This is a genomic window from Maridesulfovibrio sp. (genome assembly GCF_963676065.1).
Classification (GTDB): domain Bacteria; phylum Desulfobacterota; class Desulfovibrionia; order Desulfovibrionales; family Desulfovibrionaceae; genus Maridesulfovibrio.
Genome location: NZ_OY780933.1, coordinates 70,723 through 95,386 on the forward strand (window position 1 = coordinate 70,723; position 24,664 = coordinate 95,386).

Annotated in this window: 22 protein-coding genes; 7 read left to right on the forward strand and 15 right to left on the reverse strand. The window is 47.3% G+C overall.

All coding sequences use genetic code 11. From position 1 onward, the window contains the following. Positions 1 to 127: 127 nt before the first annotated feature. Together ACKU35_RS00360 and traT are read left to right on the forward strand one after the other, a co-directional pair. Positions 128 to 2,368 (forward strand): S1C family serine protease, encoded by a 2,241-nt coding sequence (locus tag ACKU35_RS00360; RefSeq protein WP_319762027.1) that lies wholly within the window; start codon positions 128 to 130, stop codon positions 2,366 to 2,368. A 9-nt stretch (positions 2,369 to 2,377) separates the two neighbouring features. Continuing rightward, positions 2,378 to 3,121, forward strand: coding sequence for a complement resistance protein TraT (gene traT / locus ACKU35_RS00365; protein ID WP_319762029.1), 744 nt, complete (start codon positions 2,378 to 2,380; stop codon positions 3,119 to 3,121). A gap of 41 nt (positions 3,122 to 3,162) precedes the next feature. On the opposite strand, the gene ACKU35_RS00370 is transcribed toward traT, so the two are convergent. From ACKU35_RS00370 to lgt, 3 genes are all read right to left on the reverse strand, one after another. Beyond that, positions 3,163 to 3,744, reverse strand: coding sequence for a hypothetical protein (locus ACKU35_RS00370; protein ID WP_319762031.1), 582 nt, complete (start codon positions 3,742 to 3,744; stop codon positions 3,163 to 3,165). A gap of 184 nt (positions 3,745 to 3,928) precedes the next feature. Beyond that, on the reverse strand, positions 3,929 to 5,917 hold the full coding sequence (locus ACKU35_RS00375) for a FecR domain-containing protein (RefSeq protein WP_319762033.1): 1,989 nt from the start codon (positions 5,915 to 5,917) through the stop codon (positions 3,929 to 3,931). Positions 5,918 to 6,206: 289 nt separating this feature from the next. Beyond that, positions 6,207 to 7,019 (reverse strand): prolipoprotein diacylglyceryl transferase, encoded by an 813-nt coding sequence (gene lgt, locus ACKU35_RS00380; RefSeq protein WP_319762034.1) that lies wholly within the window; start codon positions 7,017 to 7,019, stop codon positions 6,207 to 6,209. Between the two features lie 109 nt (positions 7,020 to 7,128). Between lgt and ACKU35_RS00385 the strand changes: the two genes are divergently transcribed. Continuing rightward, entirely contained in the window at positions 7,129 to 7,875 is a 747-nt protein-coding gene (locus tag ACKU35_RS00385) for a hypothetical protein (RefSeq protein WP_319762036.1), read from the forward strand. Between the two features lie 54 nt (positions 7,876 to 7,929). Here the strand turns inward: ACKU35_RS00385 and ACKU35_RS00390 are convergent, their stop codons facing one another. From ACKU35_RS00390 to dsrA, 4 genes are all read right to left on the reverse strand, one after another. Continuing rightward, the gene (locus ACKU35_RS00390) at positions 7,930 to 9,321 is read right to left on the reverse strand and encodes a cobyrinate a,c-diamide synthase (RefSeq protein WP_319762038.1); all 1,392 of its coding nucleotides are present in this window, start codon (positions 9,319 to 9,321) and stop codon (positions 7,930 to 7,932) included. A gap of 175 nt (positions 9,322 to 9,496) precedes the next feature. Beyond that, on the reverse strand, positions 9,497 to 9,745 hold the full coding sequence (locus ACKU35_RS00395) for a dissimilatory sulfite reductase D family protein (RefSeq protein ID WP_407944191.1): 249 nt from the start codon (positions 9,743 to 9,745) through the stop codon (positions 9,497 to 9,499). Positions 9,746 to 9,811: 66 nt separating this feature from the next. Beyond that, the gene (dsrB, locus tag ACKU35_RS00400; protein ID WP_319762040.1) at positions 9,812 to 10,957 is read right to left on the reverse strand and encodes a dissimilatory-type sulfite reductase subunit beta; all 1,146 of its coding nucleotides are present in this window, start codon (positions 10,955 to 10,957) and stop codon (positions 9,812 to 9,814) included. Between the two features lie 15 nt (positions 10,958 to 10,972). After that, complete coding sequence (gene dsrA / locus ACKU35_RS00405) at positions 10,973 to 12,286, reverse strand: dissimilatory-type sulfite reductase subunit alpha (protein WP_319762042.1); 1,314 nt, start codon at positions 12,284 to 12,286, stop codon at positions 10,973 to 10,975. A gap of 374 nt (positions 12,287 to 12,660) precedes the next feature. Here dsrA and ACKU35_RS00410 point away from each other — a divergent pair, with 374 nt between their 5' ends. Both ACKU35_RS00410 and ACKU35_RS00415 read left to right on the forward strand, forming a co-directional pair. Next, positions 12,661 to 13,317, forward strand: coding sequence for a YkgJ family cysteine cluster protein (locus ACKU35_RS00410; RefSeq protein WP_319762044.1), 657 nt, complete (start codon positions 12,661 to 12,663; stop codon positions 13,315 to 13,317). Positions 13,318 to 13,327: 10 nt separating this feature from the next. Further along, positions 13,328 to 13,597, forward strand: coding sequence for a hypothetical protein (locus ACKU35_RS00415; RefSeq protein WP_319762046.1), 270 nt, complete (start codon positions 13,328 to 13,330; stop codon positions 13,595 to 13,597). 90 nt (positions 13,598 to 13,687) lie between these two features. Here the strand turns inward: ACKU35_RS00415 and ACKU35_RS00420 are convergent, their stop codons facing one another. Further along, complete coding sequence (locus tag ACKU35_RS00420; protein ID WP_319762048.1) at positions 13,688 to 14,092, reverse strand: DUF523 domain-containing protein; 405 nt, start codon at positions 14,090 to 14,092, stop codon at positions 13,688 to 13,690. 95 nt (positions 14,093 to 14,187) lie between these two features. Here ACKU35_RS00420 and ACKU35_RS00425 point away from each other — a divergent pair, with 95 nt between their 5' ends. Further along, the gene (locus ACKU35_RS00425) at positions 14,188 to 15,537 is read left to right on the forward strand and encodes an L-serine ammonia-lyase (protein WP_319762050.1); all 1,350 of its coding nucleotides are present in this window, start codon (positions 14,188 to 14,190) and stop codon (positions 15,535 to 15,537) included. A gap of 115 nt (positions 15,538 to 15,652) precedes the next feature. Here the strand turns inward: ACKU35_RS00425 and ACKU35_RS00430 are convergent, their stop codons facing one another. From ACKU35_RS00430 to ACKU35_RS00455, 6 genes are all read right to left on the reverse strand, one after another. After that, positions 15,653 to 17,395: a phosphoenolpyruvate carboxykinase (ATP) gene (locus tag ACKU35_RS00430; protein ID WP_319762052.1), complete on the reverse strand. Its 1,743-nt coding sequence runs from the start codon at positions 17,393 to 17,395 to the stop codon at positions 15,653 to 15,655. Between the two features lie 361 nt (positions 17,396 to 17,756). Next, positions 17,757 to 18,884 carry a sodium ion-translocating decarboxylase subunit beta gene (locus tag ACKU35_RS00435; protein WP_319762054.1) on the reverse strand — a complete coding sequence of 376 codons (1,128 nt, stop codon included), beginning with the start codon at positions 18,882 to 18,884 and terminating at the stop codon, positions 17,757 to 17,759. A gap of 9 nt (positions 18,885 to 18,893) precedes the next feature. Continuing rightward, the gene (locus tag ACKU35_RS00440; protein ID WP_319762056.1) at positions 18,894 to 19,172 is read right to left on the reverse strand and encodes an OadG family protein; all 279 of its coding nucleotides are present in this window, start codon (positions 19,170 to 19,172) and stop codon (positions 18,894 to 18,896) included. A 33-nt stretch (positions 19,173 to 19,205) separates the two neighbouring features. Continuing rightward, a complete protein-coding gene (locus ACKU35_RS00445; protein WP_319762058.1) occupies positions 19,206 to 21,026 on the reverse strand; it encodes a biotin/lipoyl-containing protein in 1,821 nt (606 codons plus the stop codon). 708 nt (positions 21,027 to 21,734) lie between these two features. Then, on the reverse strand, positions 21,735 to 21,911 hold the full coding sequence (locus ACKU35_RS00450) for a FeoB-associated Cys-rich membrane protein (RefSeq protein WP_319762060.1): 177 nt from the start codon (positions 21,909 to 21,911) through the stop codon (positions 21,735 to 21,737). A gap of 88 nt (positions 21,912 to 21,999) precedes the next feature. After that, positions 22,000 to 22,173, reverse strand: coding sequence for a hypothetical protein (locus ACKU35_RS00455; RefSeq protein ID WP_319762062.1), 174 nt, complete (start codon positions 22,171 to 22,173; stop codon positions 22,000 to 22,002). A 386-nt stretch (positions 22,174 to 22,559) separates the two neighbouring features. Here ACKU35_RS00455 and cbiM point away from each other — a divergent pair, with 386 nt between their 5' ends. Continuing rightward, positions 22,560 to 23,168: a cobalt transporter CbiM gene (cbiM, locus tag ACKU35_RS00460; RefSeq protein ID WP_319762064.1), complete on the forward strand. Its 609-nt coding sequence runs from the start codon at positions 22,560 to 22,562 to the stop codon at positions 23,166 to 23,168. A gap of 60 nt (positions 23,169 to 23,228) precedes the next feature. Here the strand turns inward: cbiM and ACKU35_RS00465 are convergent, their stop codons facing one another. Continuing rightward, positions 23,229 to 24,599: an MATE family efflux transporter gene (locus ACKU35_RS00465; protein WP_319762066.1), complete on the reverse strand. Its 1,371-nt coding sequence runs from the start codon at positions 24,597 to 24,599 to the stop codon at positions 23,229 to 23,231. Positions 24,600 to 24,664: the final 65 nt, after the last annotated feature.

Consider the following 24,664-nt stretch of genomic DNA (forward strand, 5'->3'; position numbering starts at 1 on the left):
CTCTAAGTTATAATTATCTTATTAATAACCATTATATTTTCTAAAAACACACTATATGGCTTGATATAGCTTATACTATCGTGATATCACCTCTCTGGATTTTTAATCATACATTATCGGGGTAAGGATGAGACCAACACAGAAGATACTATTAATATTATTAATTTTGCTTACCGCGGCCTTACATGGCTGCAACGCAGGCAGAAGATCTACCGGCAGCATTGACTTGGGTAATGACAATTCTCCCATGGGCCGTCTTGCACAGGCGCTGCATAAAAAAGATCTCCCCAGTGCGGAAAAAATATGGCTGGACAACCAGACTATATTTTTGGAAACACCTGACGCACTGACGGATATTGAAAAAATGGCTGCCAAAATTGAAGAAGAATTTGAGCCCGAAATTAAAGCAGCCACAATCAACGTAGACTCTGTCACCTGGCCGGCCCCGAAGGCGCAATGGCCGCTCATGCGCATGAAGCTCAGCAAGGCCCAGATTCTGGTTGATAAGCTTCAATCCAGCGTTTTCCTGCAGGATCTGGGAAAAGTTCCCCAGTCTTTAGGACCACTCGCAACTAAACTTGCGGCTAAAAATAAGGAAATTGCGGCAGACGCCGCGTCTTATTTCCATAAGCACCCTGTCCTTACCGGCCCAAATTTCTTCAAGACATATCCCGCAAGGCTCGATGAAAAAGAATTCCTGCTTTCGCAGTCAAAATTTCTTTTAGAAAAGGTCGCATCGGCAACAGGCACCGGCATTCCGCACCTGCTTAAAACATACGGCAAAAGCATCCCGGATCAAACCATGCACGCCATGGAGAACCAATACTTCCGAAATATACTGCGCCGCAATTCAGGGAACAAAACCCCATCGCTGCGTGCAATTGTCAAAGCCATAAATGATGCCCGTGCTATGGGTTTTCCCATCACCGAGGTACCGGACTGCAAGATTGCCTTTGTGCGGGTAACAAGCAAAACAATGCTGAATGACGAAGGTATAGAATTCGGATTAGGCTTCGATGTGGACCTGCCCGTCAAGACAGAACAGAGTAAATCAGCCGGGATGTTCAGTTCATCAACAGCGAAAGACGCGGATGTGGTTATTCTAATCAATGAGACCGTATCCAAACTGGACAGAAAATCACGCCAGTATACACCAAAAACAAGCCGCTACCTTTCCGGTTACCGGGAAATTTACAACCCGGAATACGACAAGGCCAGATTAGAACTGGACAATCTGCGTAACAGGCGCAGTGACGCCATGGGCACGGTCAATACGAGCATGCTGCTGGGAGTTGCCGGGATATTTACCGGTTTAGCCGCCGCTAGTGAAGCGGACCACCTTGAGGCACAGATTAATGAACTTTCGGCAAATGCTACCAACATACCGCGCATGATCGATAAACCGGTCTATACGGATTACAAGTACCGGGTGATCGGAATCAAAGACACAAAGGTAGCCTCGGTGCAATACTTCATAATTGACCGCAGAGCCGGGACCTACTTTGAAGATGTTTTTGATATAGTACATCAGAAGGATTTCAAAGTAGCCTACGGGGTAAAAGAAAAAGACCCCAAGGCAGCGGAGATTCTGACCTCTTTCATGACTGAAAAAGATCTGCGTAACTGGGAAAAACAGCCTGTAGAAGTTAAACTCTCGGACCTGCTTACCCATTACCTCAAGCACAAAGAACTAGACAAAAAATACCGCAGCATGGCTGAAGTTCGCAAAAAAATAATGAATAAGCGAAACGAGGCCCTCAAGCAGTTTTACGCCAATAAATATTCTTCCGACACCGGCAATGATCCCCGTTTCGATTCCGTTGTTGTCATACAAAGCCCGTCCGGGAGTCTGGGAAGCGGTTTCTTTGTAACCGACAACATCGTGATCACAAATATGCATGTGGTTGAAGGCAGTGATTACGCTGAAATGAAAATGCATAACGGAATGGAAACCTTCGGCAAGGTTCTGGCAACTGATCCCTTCCGTGATCTTGCGCTGGTCAAGATGAGCACCCGTGGCAAGCCGGTCCGTTTCTATAATAAAAATTCAATTCCTTCGGGTGTAACCCTTGAAGCCATCGGCCACCCCCATGGCTACCAATACACCATCACCCGCGGGGTATTCAGTGCCTATAGGCAGCTTCGCAGTCATATGGTGGCATCGAAGGATAGGAAAATTCGCTATATTCAAACCGATGCTGCTATCAACCCGGGGAACTCGGGCGGTCCGCTTTTCTATAAAGACAGACTCGTCGGTGTAAACTCATGGGGACGTGTCGATCCCGGTACTGCAAACCTCAACTTCGCAGTTCACTATTCAGAAGTCATAGACTTTCTCAAACAATACGGAATCCACTACCGCAATTAGGAGCTGAAAATGAATAAAAAAATATACATGAAAATGGCAGTGCTGGTCATTGTTCTGGGAATTACCATGCTCGCCGGTTGCCGGACCACGCAGCGCATGGGCATGGTACGTGATCAAAAAACCGGACTTCTCTACGGTTCCATGATGAACGGTAACATGCTTCTGGACCCTTCCCAGTTTGAGAACCCCACGATCAAACTGACCATCCGCAATACTTCCGGCGATCCAGCTGTGAACCTGAAGGCCCTGCGGTCGACTCTTGAACGGGCTTACCGTGATAAAGGATACGAAGTGGTCAAGGGTAAAAAATACAGCATCCATCTGGATATCAACCTCCGCTATTCAGGCCAGATCTCGGAAGACATGGCAGAGGAAGTCGCTATGTACGGTGCTGTCGGCGGTGCTTACGCCGGTGCAAGGACTGGTAAGAATCTAGATTCCACAGTTGCCGGTGCGGTTTCAGGAGCTACGGTAGGAGCCATTGTAGGCCAATATGCCACACAGGACACCTATATAATGTTTGCGGACGTTACTATCGGACTGGTAGACAAAAACGCTTCTAAAAAGAAGTATATCGTATCGTTCGGCGATACTCAGGTAAAATACCACGATGAAGATACCGGGTACAATCCCTACCGGGTACGGGAGACTGCCCGTGTGGCCGTATACGCCGGCGGAGACAACACCGAGCAAAGCCGGATAGTCGGTGGAGTTACCGCCCGCTTCAGGCGCATTCTGCAAGATGTAATTTAATCAGAAAGCCCGGACAGTTTACCTGTCCGGGCTTTCTCTTTTTATACATCATCAAATCTGTTACGAACTTCGCTCAAGCCATCACGATACCCTTGCGCATCGCCGTAAGGGAAAAAATAGCGGTAACGGCTATGGACTGATTTTACAGGACGAGCGTGCCGGATAGGGCACCAGTACTGCTCAGTTCGGGCTGCCACCTCGCGCACAAAACCGATCAATCCATTAAAGTACCCGCAATAGTAGCAATTAACCTTTTCAATCATATTCAGATATTTCAGGCTGTGCCTGTCAATTACGATATAATCACGCCTGCGAACCCGGGGGATACCATACACAGGAAAACACATCAGCTGGTATAGCCATGTTGCAACATCCAGCATCAGGGCCGGAACAATAGGCATCCAGATAAATGGGATGGTCAGAATAACCCACACCCCGGAATCATACACATAGTCTCTCCATTTAGCGGCAAGCTCGCGATGTTTTACGCGTACCTCTGAGCTGAAACGGACTTTTTTCTTCTGTACGGTGTAGAGAAATTCGTTTGTCATATCACGTAATTCTACGCGAAGTTCCTTTTCCAGAACATCCATCTTGCCGAGAATTTCATCTATTCTATTCATGTGGCACCTTCCTTAATTCAGTATGAGGTTCAATTGCTATGCAGGGCAAAGCCCGGTTTCAGGTGTCATTAAATACAATTAGATAAAAAAATGTTGGGATTGGCAAGTAAATTTGGAAGGAGAATAGATAAGCAGCCAAGGTTGCTGACCAGCCCGGACTGCTTATTTAAGAAATTATTTATTACTAAACTACTTCAATATCGCCGTGGGCAGAGTCTACAGCTTCACAGCTTGCGTCCAAGGTAGCAATAAGCTCTCCGCTTTGTGTTGAAGAGATTCCATCTGGATCATAATACAGTTGTCTGGAAGCCGTATCGTAAATAAATTGTGCTCCAGCTGCGGAGCCAGTTGAACCGTCATACCCTGACACAGAGACAAAGCTCCAAGAAGAATTAAACCCTCCGCTACTGTTGAAAACAAACTTGTCCTCACCGGAATCAAAATTAGCAACGAAGTCTCCTCCTTCACTGCGTGCATTGTAAAATAAGAAATCCCCATCATTATCAGAACCGGGGTCTAAAGAGTCGCCCCCTGTTCCGCCATACAATGTATCGGCTCCTATTCCACCTAGAAGAGTATCGCCGCCTATACCTCCGGAAAGGCTATCGTTACCGCCTTCGCCATACAACCCATCATCCCCTGATCCGCCGGATAAGTCATTATGCAAGCTATTACCATAGATTGAATCATTGTAGTCAGACCCTATAACCGCTTCTATTCCCACAAAAGAAGATTCGTAACTTTCTTCACCCGTATATAATGAAGAGAAACCGGCTCCGGAATCATCCATGCTCACATATACCCCGAAAGTAGCGGTAGAATCGGAAAAAGAAATTGTGTCATACCCATTACCACCGTCAATAAAATTGACGCCTTCACCACCTAAGATGGTATCATCATCGTCACCACCTGCAATGGTGTCATCGCCGGCGCCGCCGTAGATAGTGTCACTCCCGACATCACCGTAGAGGACATCGTTACCGTCCATACCATTGATGTAGTCATTTCCAGCCAGCCCATCATAGTAATCCACACCGCTGGAACCAACCCAGCTATCGTTACCGCTGGTACCGTAGATAAAGTTGGAGCCGTCACTGGAAGTATATGTCTGGCCTTCGGTTTCGTCCGTTGCTTCAGGTATGCTCTCTAGCAACTCATCGATAATATCATCAGTAACCTCTTGTAGATTATTAAGCAGATTCTGAACGGAATTAATATCACCGGAAGTCACGGCGCCAAGGATATCCCCGGCAAGATCTTCCAGTTCGGAAAGAGCTTCACCGGAGACTAAATCAGCAACGTTAAAGTCTCCCAGTTCCCCCTGAAGAGCAGCACCGGCAGCCAGTACACTACCTGGATCAAGCACTCCCGTTCCGGCAGCTAAAGCACCTCCGGCTGCACCGCCGTCGACGTTACCTTCCTGTCCTTCGCCTTCCTGTCCTTCGCCTTCCTGTCCTTCACCTTCCTGGCCTTCACCTTCCTGGCCCTGCGCATCCTGCTCTTGATTATCCGGATTCTGATTATCAGGATCTTCCTGCTGTTCTTCTTCCTGACGCTGCTGCTGAATTTCCTGCTCCTGCCGGATAGCCGCAGGGGCAATTTCCCTGAAGGAATTGAACTCCTGAACGCTCATGGGACGCACCGAACCCAGCTGTCCGGACATGGCGATGTCTATAAGTTCACGGGGATTGGCAATCATCCTGATTTCGCCGCTTATGGACTGGACCAGCAGAGCCTTACCGGCATGAATCTCTTCAACACCGATTTTCTCCCCGCCACCGGGATTAATTTCACTGATTATGGTGGTGCCGCGAATACCGATAGTCGCAAGAGGTGTTCCTACCTGAAAACGGTCAGGATTCTGTTCGGCTATTTTTCCGGTCACTAAACGGAAAGTGCCCTGACTCATTTTAAAAAGTAGTTCCGCGTCCGAAGCAGAATCATCATAGACATAATCGTCCAAAGAAATGCTGGAATCCGCTCCCTGAGACAGCAACGTGTCGTCCGCAAAACGGACTTCCGCTGCGCTACCTTCTCCGGTAACAAGTTCCTCACCCCTGAAGACTTCGGCTCCGGCCTCAACTTGCCGTATGCCAGAGTCTGAACGCAAAAAAACTTCTCCATTTGCGGAAAGGACTACACCGATTGATTCCAAACCTGCTTCGGGAGGCATAATAACCCCTCACTATTTAAAATTAGACTACTCTAAATAGATAATAATCTATTATTTAAATTCAAGTCAATGCGGAGAAAAAAATTCTTAAAACATTTCGACACAACACAAACAATTAGCAATGTATCTTAACAAACAGATTCAAAGTTTCCGTTTTATGGATCATAGTTAAATGAAATAGACTGGCGGTTACACATGATTAATCCGTAATATATGACAATACGACACAAAAAAATCCCGCATTTCCTTATTCAGAAATGCGGGATTAATGACCGGGTAGTAAAATAAATCAGCTTTCGTCTGCTGCTGGCGGGATGGGACCTTTTTTCAGCCCCCATACGAAAAGAGCCAATCCGGCGAGAATCATGGGTACGCAAAGTAGCTGCCCCATAGTCAGCCAGCCAAAAGCGATGAATCCGAGTTGCGGGTCCGGCTGACGGAAAAATTCTACAAAGGCCCGGAAAAAGCCGTAACCAATCAGGAATAAGCCTGTTGTAGTTCCCCGCTGACGGGGTTTTGATGACCAAAACCAAAGGATCAGAAAAAGCAAAACACCTTCCAGCGCCCCTTCGTACAGTTGCGAGGGATGTCTGGGCAGATTTCCGGCTCGTCTGCTCGGGAATACCATGCCCCATGGCATATTAGTCACCCGGCCCCAGAGTTCACCATTGATAAAGTTACCCATGCGGCCGCAAAATAATCCGAGGGGCGCCAGCGGAACGAGAAAATCGCCCACATCAAGAGTGGTCCGCTTAGTGGATTTGGCAAAGCGCCAAGCCACAATCGCAACACCTATGGCTCCTCCGTGAAAAGACATACCACCTTTCCAGACCGCAAAAATATCTACCGGATGGGCCATGAAATAACCCGGCTCGTAAATCAGGCAATACCCCAATCGGGCGCCGACAACCAAACCGACGATGAGCCATGTGATGAGATCATCCACCTGCTGGCCGGTCCAGTTGTTGGTAGGTTTTGAGGCTCGGTAGCGCCCAAGGAACCATGCGATGGCGAAACCGATCATATACATCAGGCCATACCAATTGGCCTTAAGGGGACCTATTCTGAAAGCTATCGTGTCGAATTCCGGCAATACAATCATATTCTTTACCTAGTTAAAAGGTTCCATAAACAAAAAAACTCGCCGGGCGGACTATGTTTCCCGGACAAATTCAGTTACAATCTGTGCCTAGGAATTACAAGGAAATCCCATGGAAGAACAAAAAGATTTTGATATTTTGGAAATGCCGGCCGAAGGACTCGCCGCCTACTGGCTTTCTATAAAAAAACTCATTGATGTCAAGCGCAGCAGAAAAGTCCTTGAAGAAGAGATTCGTTATACCCGCGAACCATACATCAAATTCTTACTGGAAACGGCCTTCTCTGAGCTTGAGGAATCTACTGTGCGACGGCTGGCAGAGGCCAAGTCCCAGACCCTCGCCGGAGAATATGCGCGTAAACTTTCTACGATGCAGATAGCTTTGCTGGCGATGTCTGCACAGGAAAATCCACGCATCAGTTTTGTACGCATGGCTTCACAGTATCCTGTCTCCATCATTTCAGAAAAAAAAGCATTCACCCTCGCTCACGGATTGCTGGACGGCCTCTTCGATAAACAATCAGATCCTGCCGTGCTCCTGGAATTTGATCACAAGCTGCAACCGGACCGCATGCTCGTCAAAATGCTTTTCCATATCATTCTCAGCCGCAAGGAAGGGAAGCAGCAACTTGAGCAGGTAGTGCCGCACATCAAGACCCCTTTTTATGCAAACGGCATAACTCAGGTTATTGATGGTTTTGATCACCGAATCCTTAAGTCAAACCTTAAAGTTCAATCCGACCAGATCTTGGAATATTCCAAAACAAAAATGAATATGGCAGCTGAAATGTGTCTGGGCATCAGGTCTAAGCTCAGTTATGACGATATCTTCCGCATAGCCCGCGCATTTATGCCCTGATATTCAGGAGATCCCGCCGTAAAAAAACGCTCATTCCGGCAGAATAAGAATCGATCAGCCTTTCTTTTTCTTAAAGGCAGCAGCAGCTTTGACAAAATTATTTGCCCAGCAAGGCATGCTCAATGCGTGAATATGATTGTATCCGGCATAGATATTATCACGGATAAGTCCATCAAACCCTTCAGCCATGCCTTTTCCACGCGACATATCAAGAGCGTATTTTGGATCGGATTCATTGTTATTTACGCAGAGTGAATAATGGAATTCATGCCCGATTATTTCGGTTCCTACCGGGAAAAAGGGATTTTCATGTACTATAGTTCCGGAAGTATACCCCAGTCCCTGCGGACGCGGACACAAACAGGTTGAAAGGTCCAACACGCCGGACATAGGATACTTCCGCCCCTCAAATTCAACATCTCGCCCAAGATACATGAATCCGCCGCATTCAGCGAATACAGGCAGCCCTTCATGCGTGAGCCTGCGGACGTGATCACGAATTAATTTGTTAGCGGATATTTCCGGAGCCAATGTTTCAGGGAATCCGCCGCCGAGATAAAGACCATGAATTTCAGGCCACGGGTCGGGTGAAAATATGGAAACTTCCTTTACTTCCGCCCCGGCACGGTGCAGAGCCTCAAGATTTTCTTCGTAGTAAAACCAAAGAGCTTCATCGCGAACAACACCAATAACAGGTTTGGTCTCGCTGGAAAGTTCTATCCCGTCCCATGCATTATGTTCAGCGCTGATTTCAGCAGGATACTTTTTTGAAATTTGGTAGATCGCATCGAGATCAAGACAATCCTCGGCCATTTGACCAAGGGTATCCAAAGCTTTATTGACTTTGCCGTATTCCGTATTGGAGACAAGTCCCATATGCCGTTCAGGTATGGGATTTTCTTTCAGCTTGGGAAGCATACCCAGCACGGGGATGTCGGTATATTTTTCGATGGAGTTCCGGAGTATGTTGCGATGGCGCTCTCCGGCAGTGCGATTTAGAATGACACCGGCAAGATTAAACCCATCCTCGAAGGCCTTGCATCCGGCCACGATAGCTGCAACGGTGCGGGTCATCTTGGTGCAGTCAATTGTAAGAATCACCGGAGCCTTAATAATCCTGGCCAGTTCGGCAGTGGAGCAGGAACCTTCCACGTCCTTACCGTCAAACAGGCCGCGATTACCCTCTACAATGGAAATATCCGCACCAAGACCTTTTTCCATAAATAACGCAATGAGTTTATCATTGGACATCAGGAATGGATCAAGATTAGTGGCATAACGACCGGAGGCCAGTCCCAGCCAGCGCGCATCAATATAGTCAGGCCCTTTTTTGAACGGCTTGACCGCCCGGCCCTGATTATGAAAAGCCCGGCATAGCCCGAGGGTGACAATGGTTTTACCTGTGCCGCCACTGAGTCCGGCTAATACTATTCTTGGAAATTTCATTTCACTGCTCACGCCCTGAAGAATTCTTATCTAATGCTTACCGTACTTTGGATTCAGTAGTGTTTCAGAGTAAAAAAGACAAGAAAAATTACCGCATACTCCACATAACACCGAAGATAAAAAAAATGCCTTGTCTCAAGAGACAAGGCATTTAAGAGTCGTACTGCGCGAAGATCTAATCTTCGTGTTCAGCTCCACCCTGCTTACCAGCGCCGGTCATACCGTACATGGTAGTAGATCCGGAAGACCAGTATTCAACTTTCTCTTCTTTAACAAGAGCGGTCAGAACTTTCTTAACTTCACGGGCTTTTGCATCAGGGAAAAGCTTAGTGAAATCGTTGAAATAAAATTTACTTTTAGCGCCTGTCTTTTTTTCAAGATAGGACATGATTTCTTCCTTAGCGGAATCCATATCGATCGGCATAATAAGCCCCTTTCTTTTTAAGAAGGGTGCGGCAAAACGCCGCACCCTATATTACTCAATTCTATATTAGAACTTGAACTGAGTGGACTGACGCCAAGTGTAGTAAGCGGGATCACGGAAATCATCGATAAGATGGGGAGTAAACTCGATACCAGTCTTTTCGAAGAAACGTTCCCAGCCAATACGCTCTGCCCAGTCACCCAGACGTTCGTACTTGTTAGCTTCAGCTTTGTAGACATCCAGAATAGTACGGATAGTCTTAGTAAGTGTGGGCCAACGAGGAGGTTCGTTAGGAATAAAAGCAACAACAACTTTAGAGAACTTAGGCATGGAGATACGGTTAGAAACCTTACCACCAACCATCAGTGCGATACCGTCGCCTTCCTTATCGGAAAGAGGCAGTGAGGGGCACATGGTGTAGCAGTTACCGCAGTACATGCAGCGTTCTTCTTTAATAGCAACAGTCTTGTGGGTAGTACCGTCGATTTCGACCTTGGAAGGACGAACAGCACCGGTAGGACAAGCTGCTACTGCCAAAGGAATTTCGCAGAGGTTGTCGAGGTATTCGTGGTCAATAATGGGGGGCTTACGGTGAACACCGACAACAGCGATGTCGGAGCAGTGGCAAGCACCACACATGTTGAGGCAGCAAGCAACAGCGATGCGAACGGGTGCAGGCATGTTATGGCCGGTGAACTCTTCAAAGAGGTCATCCATGATAACTTTAACAGTACCGGAAGCATCAGTTGCGGGAGTGTGGCAATGAACCCAACCCTGAGTGTGAACGATGTTGGATACACCAGCACCGGTACCACCAACGGGGAACTTGTAGGAACCACCGTCGAACTTGCGGGAAAGCAAGTCTTCTTTCATTGCAACCATCTTGTCCTTGGAATCAACCATGAACTCGACGTTGTTACGAGTGGTGAAACGGAGGTAGCCGTCGCAGTATTTGTCTGCAACTTCACACATTTCGCGGATGAGGGTAATACTCATGAGGCGAGCAGTACCGCAGCGAACTGTGTATACTTCATCTCCGGACTCGGCAACGTGAACCAGTACGCCCGGTTCAATGATTTCGTGGTAAAGCCATTTGCCGTAGTTATTTTTGATAACCGGAGGCAGGAACTCTTTGTAGTCGCGAGGTCCAATGTCCGAGATCCGGTTTTCCATCGGTTTGTCTGGATTGTAGCCAGAAGAAACGAACGCCATGTCTGTCCTCCCGTATTATCTCTGGTGTCTTTTTCTGTATTCGTTAACGTCACGTTCCCAAGGACCATCAACATCTTCAGCTTTCCAGAAGATGTAGGGGTTATGTCTGGGTTCCTGAACGTGTCTGGGATCAGCCTTGATGCCGGTAACTTCGAGAAGCTTCTGGAAGCCCATGCGACGCATGGTTTCACCAAGACGCTCACGGTTTTTACCTTCTTCCATCCACCAGTCCCAAATGTTTTCAACAACTTCTTTGATTTCATCAAAAGGCTCTTCAACCTTGATGAAAGGAACAACGAGGGAGCTGAGCTGAGGACCGTCAAGGATAGGAGCTTTAGCACCACAAAGAATGGATGCGCCACGATCGTTACCAATCATCAGTGCGCGAGGCATGGTGTTGATGCAGTGCATGCAGTGCATACATTCTTTGTCGTTGATTTCGAGTTTGCCGTCAGCATACTTGATGCATTTGCCGGGGCAGAGATCAACAACTTCTTTCTGAATGTCGAATGCACCCCAGTCTTTGCCGGAGTGAGCACCTGCGTTAGGTCTGAACTCACCACCAACGTAAGCTGCAACAGCTTCCTGGTCGATGCGGATTTCGTCTTTCCAGATACCTACAACTGAGAAGTCAGAACGTGCGAGAGCACATACGCAGCTGTTGGGGCAAGCGTCAAATTTGAATTTGAACTTGTAAGGGAAAGCGGGACGGTGAAGTTCGTCCTGGAATTCCATGGTCATGTCGTAGCACAGAGCCTGTGCATCGTAACATGCGTATTCACAACGGGACATACCGAGACAAGCTGCGGGAGTACGCAGGTTGGAGCCGGAGCCACCGAGGTCAACGTTTGCTTCATGGGTCAGTTCGTAGAAAATTTCTTCGAGCTGCGGTGTGGTAGTACCGAGGAAAACGATATCACCGGTAGAACCGTGCATGTTGGTCAGACCGGAACCACGCATATCCCAGATATCCATTACCTGACGCAGAAAGTCGGTGGTGTAGTACTTAGCTGTGGGCTGAGCAACACGAACAGTGTGGAAGTGTGCTACGCCGGGGAACATTTCGGGCTGGTCACAGTAACGACCGATAACACCGCCGCCGTAACCGAAAACGCCAACGATACCGCCGTGCTTCCAGTGAGTTTCACCATCATTGTAAGAGAGCTCGAGTACGCCGAGAAGGTCTTCGCAGACTTCAACGGGAATCTGATAATTCACGTCCTTCTCGTTTTTTGCTCTAACTTCGGCTTCTTGTTTTACGTCGGACACAAAGCTAGGCCATGGCCCGCTTTCAAGCTCGTCCAACAAGGGAGTTTTGTGTTTCGCCATTCCCTTAAACCTCCATAAAGTTTAATAAGATATACCTACCAATACAAATTAGGCATCCGGCATGAGTCGTATTAACCGACTTCACCCGGTTGCTTTCCTCTCTTAGTACGAGACCCCTTCATCTTTTCGATGCAAGGGGAGGGAAAGATACCCTTAAGTGAAATAAAACACAACCTATGATCAGGGATAATTAACATACACGCCTATTGTCAACCAATGATTCTAGTTATCACGGGACAAAAACTCGGACTTGCCAAGCAAGCCGGATTCAGCGTATTTACACATCCCGAACGCAAGGTGCGTCAGTAGCAGATATTTCCTACAAAAATTTTTAATAACCAGCAACATAAACTTGAAAAAGTGATTGTCAAAATATGAATGAATGCAAACAATGCGGTACCTGCTGCCGTAAAGGCGGCCCGGCACTGCACACTCAGGACCTGCCTCTGCTTAAAGAGGCCGACGGCATAGATCTCACCGATATTGTTACCCTGCGCAAAGGCGAAATGGCCTACGATCAGCCTCAGGGTGCAGTACTCCCTTTGAACGAAGAAATTCTCAAAATAAAAGGTTCCGGCGGTGAATGGACCTGCAAATTTTTTGCTTTATCCAGTCAGGTCTGCAGAATTTATAAAAACCGCCCTCTTGAATGCCAGAAACTTTTCTGTGAAGATCCTGAACCGCTCATGGAAATTTACAGTAAGGATAGGATTAGCAGAAAGGATGTACTCCCCGATGGACATCCGGTTCTTGAACTCATAGAAGAGCACGACAAGAAATGCGATCCCATCAAAATAGCTGAACTTGCTGCCGCAGCTGTTGAAGACTGGACGAACAGCGATAAAATTCAGTCTGATTTGCGGGAGATGCTCATTTTTGATGCCTCTATCCGTGAACTGGTAATGGAAAAAGCCAAACTTCCAGAAGAATCAATGGATTTCTTTTTCGGCAGACCTTTGTCCATTCTGATTAAAGGCTACGGAATAATCGCCACTCAAAACGGCAAGTCTTTTTCACTGCGTAAACTTTAAGGATTATCTAATGAAAGACGAACGCGGACTTTTTTATTATCCATCCCTGCAAACCCGTGACACAAAAATGTATGTCAGGGAAAATGAAGGATCTATCGAATTCAGGCTTTGGTCCAACGATAATCCCGTTATCTGGGACAAACATGAATGGCTGCCCTACGACGTTATCATGGAAGCGGCTGAAGAATACAAAAAAAGAGGATCAGACCGCAACCCGCTCTCACTTTATGACCTTAATGTGGCGCAGCAGCTTATTAAAGAAGATAAAATAATTCATTAATTTTAATTAGGCTTCGCCTTTTCTTAAGGCTAATCTTGCTTTAGCAAAAAAATATCCCGGAAATCTCAAAGAATGATTTCCGGGATATTTTTATTCTGTTTCCAGCTCAAAGCCTTCTTTCCTGAGCATTTCGGCAAAGCAGCCATCCCCTTCAATCAGCCGCCCGCTGAATGTTCCGTCGTAAATCTTTCCGACACCGCAAGAAGGAGATCGAGCTTTGAGGATTGCTTTTTTGCTGCCGGTCAATTTTGCCAGCTTAAAGGCTTCTTCCGCTCCGCGCATAAAACTTTCAGTTACATCCGCTCCTTGATTGCTGATAACTTTACCCTCCGAGATTTCGCATGGAGGACGAGGGGTTGATAAGCCACCGAGCTGCTCTGGGCAGACAGGCACCGCCCTGCCCTCGGCAACCAGCTTCATTACCCTTTCATCAGCATTATCTCCGCCGTCATAGCGACAGCAGAGCCCGGCAAGACAGCCGCTTACAATATACATTCTTGTAACCTCCGAAAACAAATCTGCGTTGTTAGCTCTAACTCATTGTGTTAGTAATAGATTTCATAAACGATATTCACGGTCAAGGAGCAGTTATGACAGCCATCACCACTTCTGTTTTTGAATTATTTAAAATCGGCCCCGGACCTTCCAGCTCTCACACAATCGGCCCCATGAAAGCGGGATACAATTTCCATAAGTCTGTAGCTGATCTCTCTCTTGATATACAGCCTGATAATATTGAAATAAGACTATACGGCAGCCTTAGCGCAACCGGGAAAGGACACGGAACCGACCGAGCAGTGGTTGCCGGGCTGCTAGGTTTCAAGCCGGATAATGTCGAATGCGAATTTCTGGATTCATTAGCCGACGGCGCTCCCCGTAAATTTGAAAGCGACAAAATCTCTCTGCCGCTAAGCATAAAAGATGTCGTATATGCTGAGGTCGAAAATGATTTCCCTTATGCCAACACTTTGCTGCTGCGCTTGAGAAAGGGCGAAGAAATTCTTTTTGAGCAAGAATATTACTCCATCGGGGGAGGCTTTATAAAATGTAAAGGACAGCAGGAAGAAATTCCCCGAGTGCCCCCTCATCAATATTCAAACATGGTTGAGCTGAAAGCAATCCTGACAGATGAAGGTTTGCGTATGCATCAAGTTATTGTTGAAAACGAACAAGCACTAAAAGGTATATCAGAAACTGAAGTATACGATAAGCTTGATACAATTCTGGATACCATGAAACAAGCGGTAATGAACGGCCTTGCGGCTGAAGGCACTCTACCCGGCCCGATAGGCCTGCACCGAAAGGCCAAACGACTCTTTGAAAACAGCTCCCAACCGAACGCTGCTGATAAATTTTTACTACGCCTGAATGCCTACGGATTCGCAGCGTCTGAGGAAAATGCAGCAGGACGCATCGTTGTCACAGCTCCTACGTCCGGTTCCGCAGGGGTTATCCCCGCAGTGGTCTATGCCCTTGAAGAAGAGCTGAAAATCAGCAGGGAAAAAATTCGTGAAGGTATGCTTGTAGCCGCGGCACTGGGATTCATAGCTAAACACAATGCCAGCATTGCCGGAGCTGAAGTCGGCTGTCAGGGGGAAATCGGAGTAGCCTCGGCTATGGCTGCGGGCTTAATAAGCTATGCCTGCGGACATCGCTTCTGGCGCACTGAAAACGCCGCTGAATCAGCACTGGAGCATCATCTGGGAATCACCTGTGACCCCGTTGGCGGTTACGTTCAGATTCCTTGTATTGAACGTAACGCAATGGGCGCGGTCCGGGCCTACAATGCTTACCTCATCGCCTCTGTGGAAAATGAGAAGTTTCATAAAGTTAACTATGATGAAGTTGTCCGTGCCATGGCCGAAACAGGTAAGGATATGAACAATAAATATAAGGAAACTTCACTTGGCGGGCTGGCTGTCTCTGTGCCGAATTGTTAGCTTAGCTGTTTTACCATCAACACAAAACTGGCCAAAATTAAGCCCGCAATATCATATAGATATTGCGGGCTTAATTTGAAAGTAATCTAATTTAATTACGCACTAACCATGCGAATTAAAACCACCCTCTGATATGGAGAGCCTTGGTCAATTTTGTGAGCAGTTCAGGCCTGCAGTTGAGATCTTCTGTCTGCTCAAGAAAATGTCTGCGCTGGGCAAAACGATCCTTGAGGGTCTGGAAGTATTCGGCACGATTTTCAACATTGGCAGGATTATACGTATCGTAGAATCCGGGCAACACCTTTTCCATGCAATTCCGTTTAGGAATCTGTGCTCCGGGCAGCAGATCCCAGTCTTCCCACTCCAGCTTATCGGTCAGAATCAAACTCTGAAGGGTAAGCGAAGTCTGCAGGGGAATAGCATTCAGGTCAGTATCCGAAGAACGCCAGAAACCGATGGAGTTAAAGCTGTATCCTTTTGCGCCGCAGTCAAAGACATGGGCAAAAGCTTCCACGTCCTTCCAGAGTTCATATACGCGGAAGGGGTTGGCGTAAGGGATAAAGACCAGCTTTTTCAGTTCTTCCTCGGAAACATTTTCCGCAAGATTGCGCTTGGTCATCAGCGCTGCTCCCATCGCCACCGCCAGATAGGTATCGGTAAAGCGGATAATCGGAGGCAGGCAGGTATCCTTCATAAGCCAGCACAAAGAATTGGGAAAGGTACAGCGGTTAACATAATCGCCCAGCACATCGCGGTCGATCAATGCACGGCCGTTAGGGTTACGGATATCTTCACCCAGCGGCATCACTTTACCGTCAATTTCCAGCATTGCATGGTTCATAACGGAGACCATATATTTCCAGTCAGGATGTCCCAACGGGCGGGAGTCGGTTTTATCAAAAAGGGTCGGTTCCCATGCGCGGCAGACACGGTTCTCCGTATCGATCTGGAAAGCGTCATCGTGAAGCACTTTCTTGGTGAACCCTTTGGGGAGGGTTCCGCCGTTGTCATGTGAGTTTGTGTGGGAGGATTTCCCGGTACCGGACAGTCCGAAAAATGCAATGGATTTCTTACCCATCTTTTTAATTTGAGCATCAGGACATTCAGAAAAATCAATTTCCTTGATACCGCCGTGACAGGCAGCCATTCCCACACGGATTCCCGACGTCCAGGCTAGGGTCAGAGTTCCTTTTTTGCGCTCGCCAAAATAACGCATGCCGAAATTATAAATAACGTTACATTCTTCATCCACAAGGGCCAGCTGTGGAAAGCCCTGATTATGATAGAATGAGTCTTCGTTGCGCCAGAGATTATCACCGATAATGATAATGTCTTGAATAGGCAGTTTAGCACTTTCGGCATATTCTTCGGCCAATTCATCAAAGGGGGTGAAATTAACCAGCCAGTTGAAAATATTGGCAGCATCATCTTCGCCGCCCAGAATAGTGGCCTTGATCATCAGATCCTGATCCAAACCGACAATGGCCTCGGCTTTGATCAATGGGCGTTCCTGCATATCGGAGATTGCTTCCCTCAAATCTCCCAGGACCTTACGCTGGTCCGGACCGTTTAGGCCATTGTAGAAACGGCGGGCCATGGCAGTACGGCCAACAATCTTTCCGTGGCAATGATTAAGCAGCTTTGCTCCCTCGGGCAAACCGAGTCTTGCGGCTGCTTCAGGATAAATCAGGTGGTCTGTTTCCATAACATCCCACTGCTTACGGGCAAGCTCGTATGCTTCGGCCGCATTAACTTTCTTAACCCTTTTATCAGCAAGCAAAGTTTCCGCAATCGCCCTTAAAGGCGGTATTTTGGAAAGGTCATCTTTGTAAAATTCATAGGTTGACTGACTAGCCACTGTTTTTTTCCTCCAAAGAAAATGTAAGTCTCAACAACTTCTGAAGTCGCCCATTAACGCCATTTGCGATAAAATGCCACTGTTCATTTACTTAAAATAAATAAGTTTCCCTTATGAACAGTTCCCTGTTCGGCTTCGCAAACTTTTTCCACATATCACGATCAATAGTGTTCACACTTCCCCCTGCCGGGGTATCATAAATGAAAGGGCGCATCCCCTATCCGGGAATGCGCCCTATTCGATCATTTTCGATTTTTTCTTTCCATCTTGCCTTCCTTTTTTCCGGGATTCGCCGCCGCGACAAGGCGGTTGCGTTTTGTCATCTCGGATTGGGCGGAAAGCTTCTTCATACTTATTGCTCCTAAAGCGCCAGAACAGACCAAAGGATACCTGCTGCAACCGCAGAGCCGAGAACCCCGGCTACGTTGGGAGCCATGGCGTGCATGAGCAGGAAGTTATGAGGGTCTTCATCACGGGCTACTGTCTGAACGACTCGCGCGGAGTCAGGAACAGCGGATACGCCTGCAGCTCCGATCAGAGGATTGATCTTTTCCTTGAGGAACACATTCATCAGTTTGGCAAAAGCCAAACCGCTTGCTGTTGCCACGCAGAAGGAGGCTGCACCCAGCCCGAAAATGAGCAGACTGTCCGGTGTCAGAAAGGTCTGCGCCTGAGTGGATGCACCAACGGAGAAACCAAGCAGAATGGTGACCGAGTCGATGAGCGAAGTACGCGCAGTCTCAGCCAGACGCTCAGTAACGCCGGATTCTTTAAGAAGGTTACCAAAGAAGAGCATACCCACGAGGGCAAGTGACCCCGGAGCAATGAGCGCTGTGATGATAAAACCGCCCACAGGAAAAAGGATCTTTTCCCGGGTGGAAACTTCACGGGGGGCACTCATGCGGATGAGACGTTCTTTTTTGGAGGTCATCAGCTTCATAATAGGGGGCTGGATGACCGGAACCAGTGCCATGTACGAGTACGCGGCGATAGCGATGGCTCCTAATAGGTGAGGTGCCAGCTTTGAAGAGAGGAAGATAGCCGTTGGCCCGTCCGCCCCTCCGATAATGCCGATAGCACCGGCCTCACTGGGAGTGAAGCCCAGATACAAAGCGCCGATAAGGGTTGCAAAAATACCCATCTGAGCTGCTGCGCCGAGCAGGATCAGCTTCGGATTGGAGAGCATGCACGAAAAGTCGGTCATAGCTCCGATACCGAGGAAGATCAGGGGTGGGAATATCCCTTTGCTAACCCCGAAGTAGATATAATAGAGCACGCTGCCGTTGTCGTAAACGCTGAGCGGCATTCCGGCGATAGACGGAATGTTACCCACAATTGCGCCGAACCCGATGGGCAGGAGCAACAGCGGCTCGTAGTCCTTAATAATGGCAAGGGCAATGAATATGGCTCCGATGACGATCATCATGAAGTTACCGGGAGTCATTTCCGCAAAGCCCGTTGTGCTTAAGAAATGCAGAAGAATATCCATAACGTCCGTCTAGCCCTTGTTTTTATGCAGGTACGCCACTGCAGCAGCCACAATTTCCGCTTCTGAAGGACCGGTTTTCATATCCGGTGCAGGAGCATTGGCCACAGGACCGCTGTGGTGAGCTGCAGGAGGTAGTATTTTATTGAATAACGCCGCAATCTTAGGCAGCAGAGCGATATAACAGCTTACCAAAATCAAGGCCAGAAACACAATGCTCATGCCTGTGACTGAAAGCGCGACTCCGTTACCTGAGACCACATTGTCCCAGCTGAACAACATCTGTTGCATTTGGATCTCCTTTTTAGCTTATCTGTCAGGAGACTAGACTGTCATTTGAGCGAGAGGCTGTCCCTGCTGCACCTGATCCCCGGCAGTAACGGAGAAGGAAGAAACAGTTCCGGCTTTATGAGCCTTAACTTCCATTTCCATCTTCATGGCTTCCATAACAACGATGGTCTGCCCTTCCTGAACCTGTGTTCCGGGCTCAACATCCAGCCGGATAATAAGGCCCGGCATGGGAGCTGCGACAGGCTCTGTAACACCTGCCGGAGCGGCTGCGCCTTCGGAAGCGGAAGCATCGCCGGCACTGAAGTTGAAAGACTTACCGTTGATGGTCGCGGTGGAACCTTCCACATTGACGGTGTAGGATTTGCCGTCCACACTGACGTTCACAGCGCCTGAACCGGAGCCGCCACCGACAGAAGCGCCGAGCTTTTTAAGCTGCTCTGCTTCAACATCTTTTTTGTAACGGATACCGACACGGGCATTGCCTTTAAGATAGCTGACACCCTTATCTTTACAGGTAGCCACAATGAAAACATTCTCATCGGTGAGCTCAAAGCCCTCTTTCTCACAGACTTTACGTGCGGGTTCAAGACCCTTTTCAGGATCAGCATCGTTGATCTCAAGAGGAGTTTTCTTGGTCGGCTCAAGCTCAAGCTGCTGGGATGCAAGCTTAACGATTTCCGGATCAGGTTCAACCGGAGTCTTACCGAAATATCCGAGAACCATTTTGCCGTAACCGTCAGCAAACTTTTCCCAAGGTCCGAACATTACATTATTGAAGGCCTGCTGGAAGTAGAACTGGGAAACCGGGGTAACCGAAGTACCGAATCCGCCCTTGCGTACCACTTCACTCATAGCCCTGATGATTTCGGGATATTTGTCCATGAGGCCGTTATCGCGCAACATCTGGGTGTTTGCGGTCAGAGCGCCTCCGGGCATCGGGCTGAAAGGAATCATGGGATCGACCTGAGTTGCTTCCGGTGGCAGGAAGTAATCTTTCATACAGTCGCGGAAAACGTCTTCAGCCGTGATAATTTTATCGATATCAATATCGAGGGTGTAATCTGTTCCACGCAGGATATGCCACATGGTAATGATATCGGTCTGGCAGGTTCCGCCGGAAGCAGGAGCCATGGAAAGATCGATAGCGTCAGCACCGGCTTCGATAGCAGAATGATAGCAGAGTCCGCCGATACCTGCTGTCTCATGAGTATGGAAGTGAAGCATGACATCTTCTGGCAACATTTTTTTAGCAGCCTGAATGGTCTCGTAGACCTTGGCCGGAGTAGAAGTACCGGAAGCATCTTTAAAACATACTGAATCAAAGGGAATTTCCGCATCAAGAATCTGACGCAGAGTTTTCTCGTAAAAAGCGGCATCATGAGCTCCGGAGCATCCCGGGGGGAGTTCCATCATGGAAACAACTACCTGATGTTTCAGACCGGCATCGGCAATGCACTGTCCGCTATAGATCAGATTGTTAACATCGTTGAGAGCATCAAAGTTTCGGATTGTTGTAATGCCGTGCTTAGCGAAAAGATCGGCATGAGCCTTGATGACGTCACTGGACTGGGATTCGAGTCCTACTACGTTAACTCCCCTTGCAAGAGTCTGTAAGTCGGCATCGGGACCCGCGGTATCCCTGAACCTGTCCATCATATCAAAGGCACATTCATTGGAATAAAAGTAGAGGGCCTGGAACCGTGCGCCCCCGCCAGCTTCAAACCAGTTGATTCCGGCCTCTTTTGCTGCTGCAACAGCAGGCAGGAAATCATCGGTTTTTACCCTGGCACCGTAAACGGACTGAAAACCGTCACGAAAGGCAGTACACATGAACCTAATTTTCTTCTTGGCCACTTCTCCTCCCTATGGTCTGAGAATGAAATAGAGAACCGCAGACAGAGAGTCTGCAGGTAGACATTCTTGTTAAACCCAAATTTTAATAGGAAACCAGTAGTTTACGAGAGCTTATTCGTCTAGCCTGAAATATACGTGGCAATGAGACGAGCTGAAAGTATCCATTCTTTATCACAATCCTCTGACAATTTCAGCAAAAAAGAGTAGCTAAAAAAAATTTTAATAGTTAAGTTATAAACTTGTACTTTTTAATTGATGAGTTTTAAATAAACAATCATCTTTTGACACTCTTATATTAAAGCAAACTACTATTTTAATTGATTTTTATTATCTGAAGAACAAAACCCTTCCCGCACAGATATAATTGATTTTCTTTCCTTATTATTGACTCAGTGTTACTTAAAAAATCTTTAAGGTTCGATATTGAACCCCATTTCGGGCTAGAAACAACACAATTGAACATTTTATCACAAAATGTTTTACATTTTTGTTTTTTATTCCCTTTTTACTTTACATTTAAACTGGAACAGACCTTAAAAGTAGTCATTTACGAAAATTTAAAAGATTTTCGGACAAACCTAAAACGAACAAAAAAACGCCGCCCACTTTACATGGGCGACGTTGCCATCAGATCATATTTAACTATTGTTCATCAAAAGAACGAAAATTACATAACTATTTTAAAAAATTTAACTTATTTTAATTTTACTACTTTTGTCGAAGATCATTAATACCATTTTCAGGATTTTTGCAACTGCCTGCTTTGTCCTTTGCTGCTGTGCAATCACATCCGCAACCGCACGATCCTCGACCTTTACCGAACCATCTTCGAACCAGATAAATGACCGCAACAGCGATGATTCCAAAAACTATTACATTTTCCATCAGGGGCTCCAGCGAAAAAGAGTTTCATTATCACTATATTAATTTTAACCCTGAATCATATTAAGTCAAGTTTTGGAGAGTAAATTCATCAAGCCATAAAACTCTGAACCAATCCTATCAGCTTATGAACCGGTTCGGAAAACCTTTCCGCAAAAGTACTGTATGCAACGTAGCTGGCAACCAGAAATGCTGCAAAGCCGCTCCAGACAACAAAATCAAACAATATAGGGATAACTTTTTCCGACAATCTCTTCTTTTGCATATTTTACCTCCTTACCACTTTGTAGCAACAAGCATACCAGCGGTTCTCCTCCCCCATTGCCTGCACAACACTCTAAAGAAAAAGACTTTTAATGACAGATAATGCTGGTCATAAAAATGACGTGCGAAACCTTAATGGGAAAAGGTGAACATCTCCGAGAACGAAAAACAGCTTTCCGCTATAATTAATGATAGCAACCATGCCGAACTTTCTGACAGGAACACCCTGCGACTAGGCAGGCAAAAGATGACTTCAAAGGGATCAAAACCTCCGGACACATTGCCATCCTTAAGCCTTTCTCCTGCTTGACACCCAACATCCTGTGCTATACTTTCTAAAAAAGTATGCAGACACAACCTCACAAATCTAAAAGTAGGAACAATAGAATGCACATATCTGAAGGAGTACTCTCCCTTCCGGTTCTGGCTGGAGGGGCTATTGTGGCGGCAACAGGAACCGTGATCGGCCTGAAAAAATTGGATTCGGAAAAACTTATTTCCGTTGCCCTGCTATCTTCAGTCTTTTTTATAGCGTCGCTGATTCACATTCCGATAGGACCTTCAAGTGCACATCTGATCCTAAACGGCCTCATGGGCTTACTGCTGGGGTGGGCAGCCTTTCCGGCAATCCTGACCGCTCTGCTGTTGCAAGCTGTTTTATTCCAGTACGGGGGGCTGACTGTTCTAGGAGTTAATACAGTCACAATGGCCCTGCCTGCGGTAGTATGCTATTACTTTTTCCGCCCTCTGCTCAAAAAGAACTTTTTCAGCATGAGCGTAGGAGCCTTTCTCTGCGGGGCTGTATCCATCGCCCTTTCCGCAACTCTGACTGCTCTTGCCCTTTCCTTTACTGATGAAAGCTTTACTTCTGTAGCTCAGATGATCATCTACGGGCACATCCCCATCATGATTATCGAAGGCTTTATCTGCGCCTCGGCTTACGGATTTCTGCAAAAAGTAAGACCTGAAATGCTGCTCACCATGCAAGAGACATAAAATACGCTGACAACTAAAAAACAAGGCCGGGTTGATTCATAATCAACCCGGCCTTGTTTTTTACTCAATAACTTTCATGCTCGCCCATTTACCGCCGTGGAAACGCCAGTAAAAGGCCCCGCATAAAACAACCACATAGAGCGTAAAAACACCCCACAGGAAATACGGCCCGGAAGGGAAGACCTCCACACCCAGATAGCAGGGGACAACCATCACCGCGATGCAGCATAAGCCAACGCTTTTCATGACGAACACAACATCACCGGCACCTTTCAAAGCACCTGAATAAACAAGGGCTGTTCCGTCAAAAAGGATATAGGCTGCCGTGAAAAAAAGAAAATGCGTCCCGTAGTCGAGAATCTCCGTAAACTGAAGATCAGTGATGTCGCCCGGACGGAACAGCGATAAAAGCGCTTCCGGGAAGACAAGGTAAATGACGCCCATAAACAGCATCCAGATCATCGTAATATGCAAGGCGCATTTAGTCGCCCGCCGGGCATAATCCGGCCTGCTCTGCCCCACTGCCTGTCCGACAAGGGTACTTACCCCTACGGAAATACCGTAGGCCGGAAAAAAAGAGACACCGTCAATGGAAAGAACAATATTACTGGCGGCAAGAATAACCGTACCCAGCCTGCCGACCATATATACAAAGAAAGTAACCGCAAAAATATCCAGAAAGAACTGAACACCGTTGGAAAGACCGTACCCGATAAACCTTCTGAACAAACGCGGATTAAAGCTGCGGTTACTGCGCGTTTTGAAGACCTTTTCATTCTCTCGGCTGAAAATTAGCGGGATATAAATGGATACGATTACAGCCATAGCTGAGATGGTGGCTATCCCAGCACCTCTAATACCCATTTCCGGGAAGATCCAGACTCCGTTTATAAGTGCATAGTCGAGCGGGATATTAACAGCCGCACCGATCATATTGATAACCATGACCGTACGTGTCAGTCCGCGTCCTGCAAAAAAACCGGAAAGAGCGGTATCAAGTACGGGGAGTCCTGCCCCCAGCATTAAAATACGGAAGTACTGTATCTCCAGCTCCAGAACTTCGGGAGGATGCCCTCCGCTTTCCAGAAGCGGTGTCAGCCAGAAGCCCAGCACCCCCAGAATCAACCATGACCCCAGAGCGAAATATATACCCTGCCAGAGGCTCAAGGCCACCTTTTCAGGCTTAGCTGCCCCGGTATACTGAGCGATAAAGACATTCACATAGCTGGACACACCCATAAAAAAGGATATGAACATAAAAGACAGAATTCCGGCAGGCAATGCCGCGCCGATGGCTTCGATGGAGTAACGCCCCAGAAAGATACGGTCAGTGACCTGCATGATAGTGGTGGAGGCCATACTCACCGCAAGCGGGATGCTTATATCGAGCACATGTTTATACCCGAAAGGTTTATTCCATAAAGATTTCATGCATTACTCCCAAAGCTCGTAGCCGGACTGCGCACAGTATTAAAATGAAAGAGATCCAAAAGTCA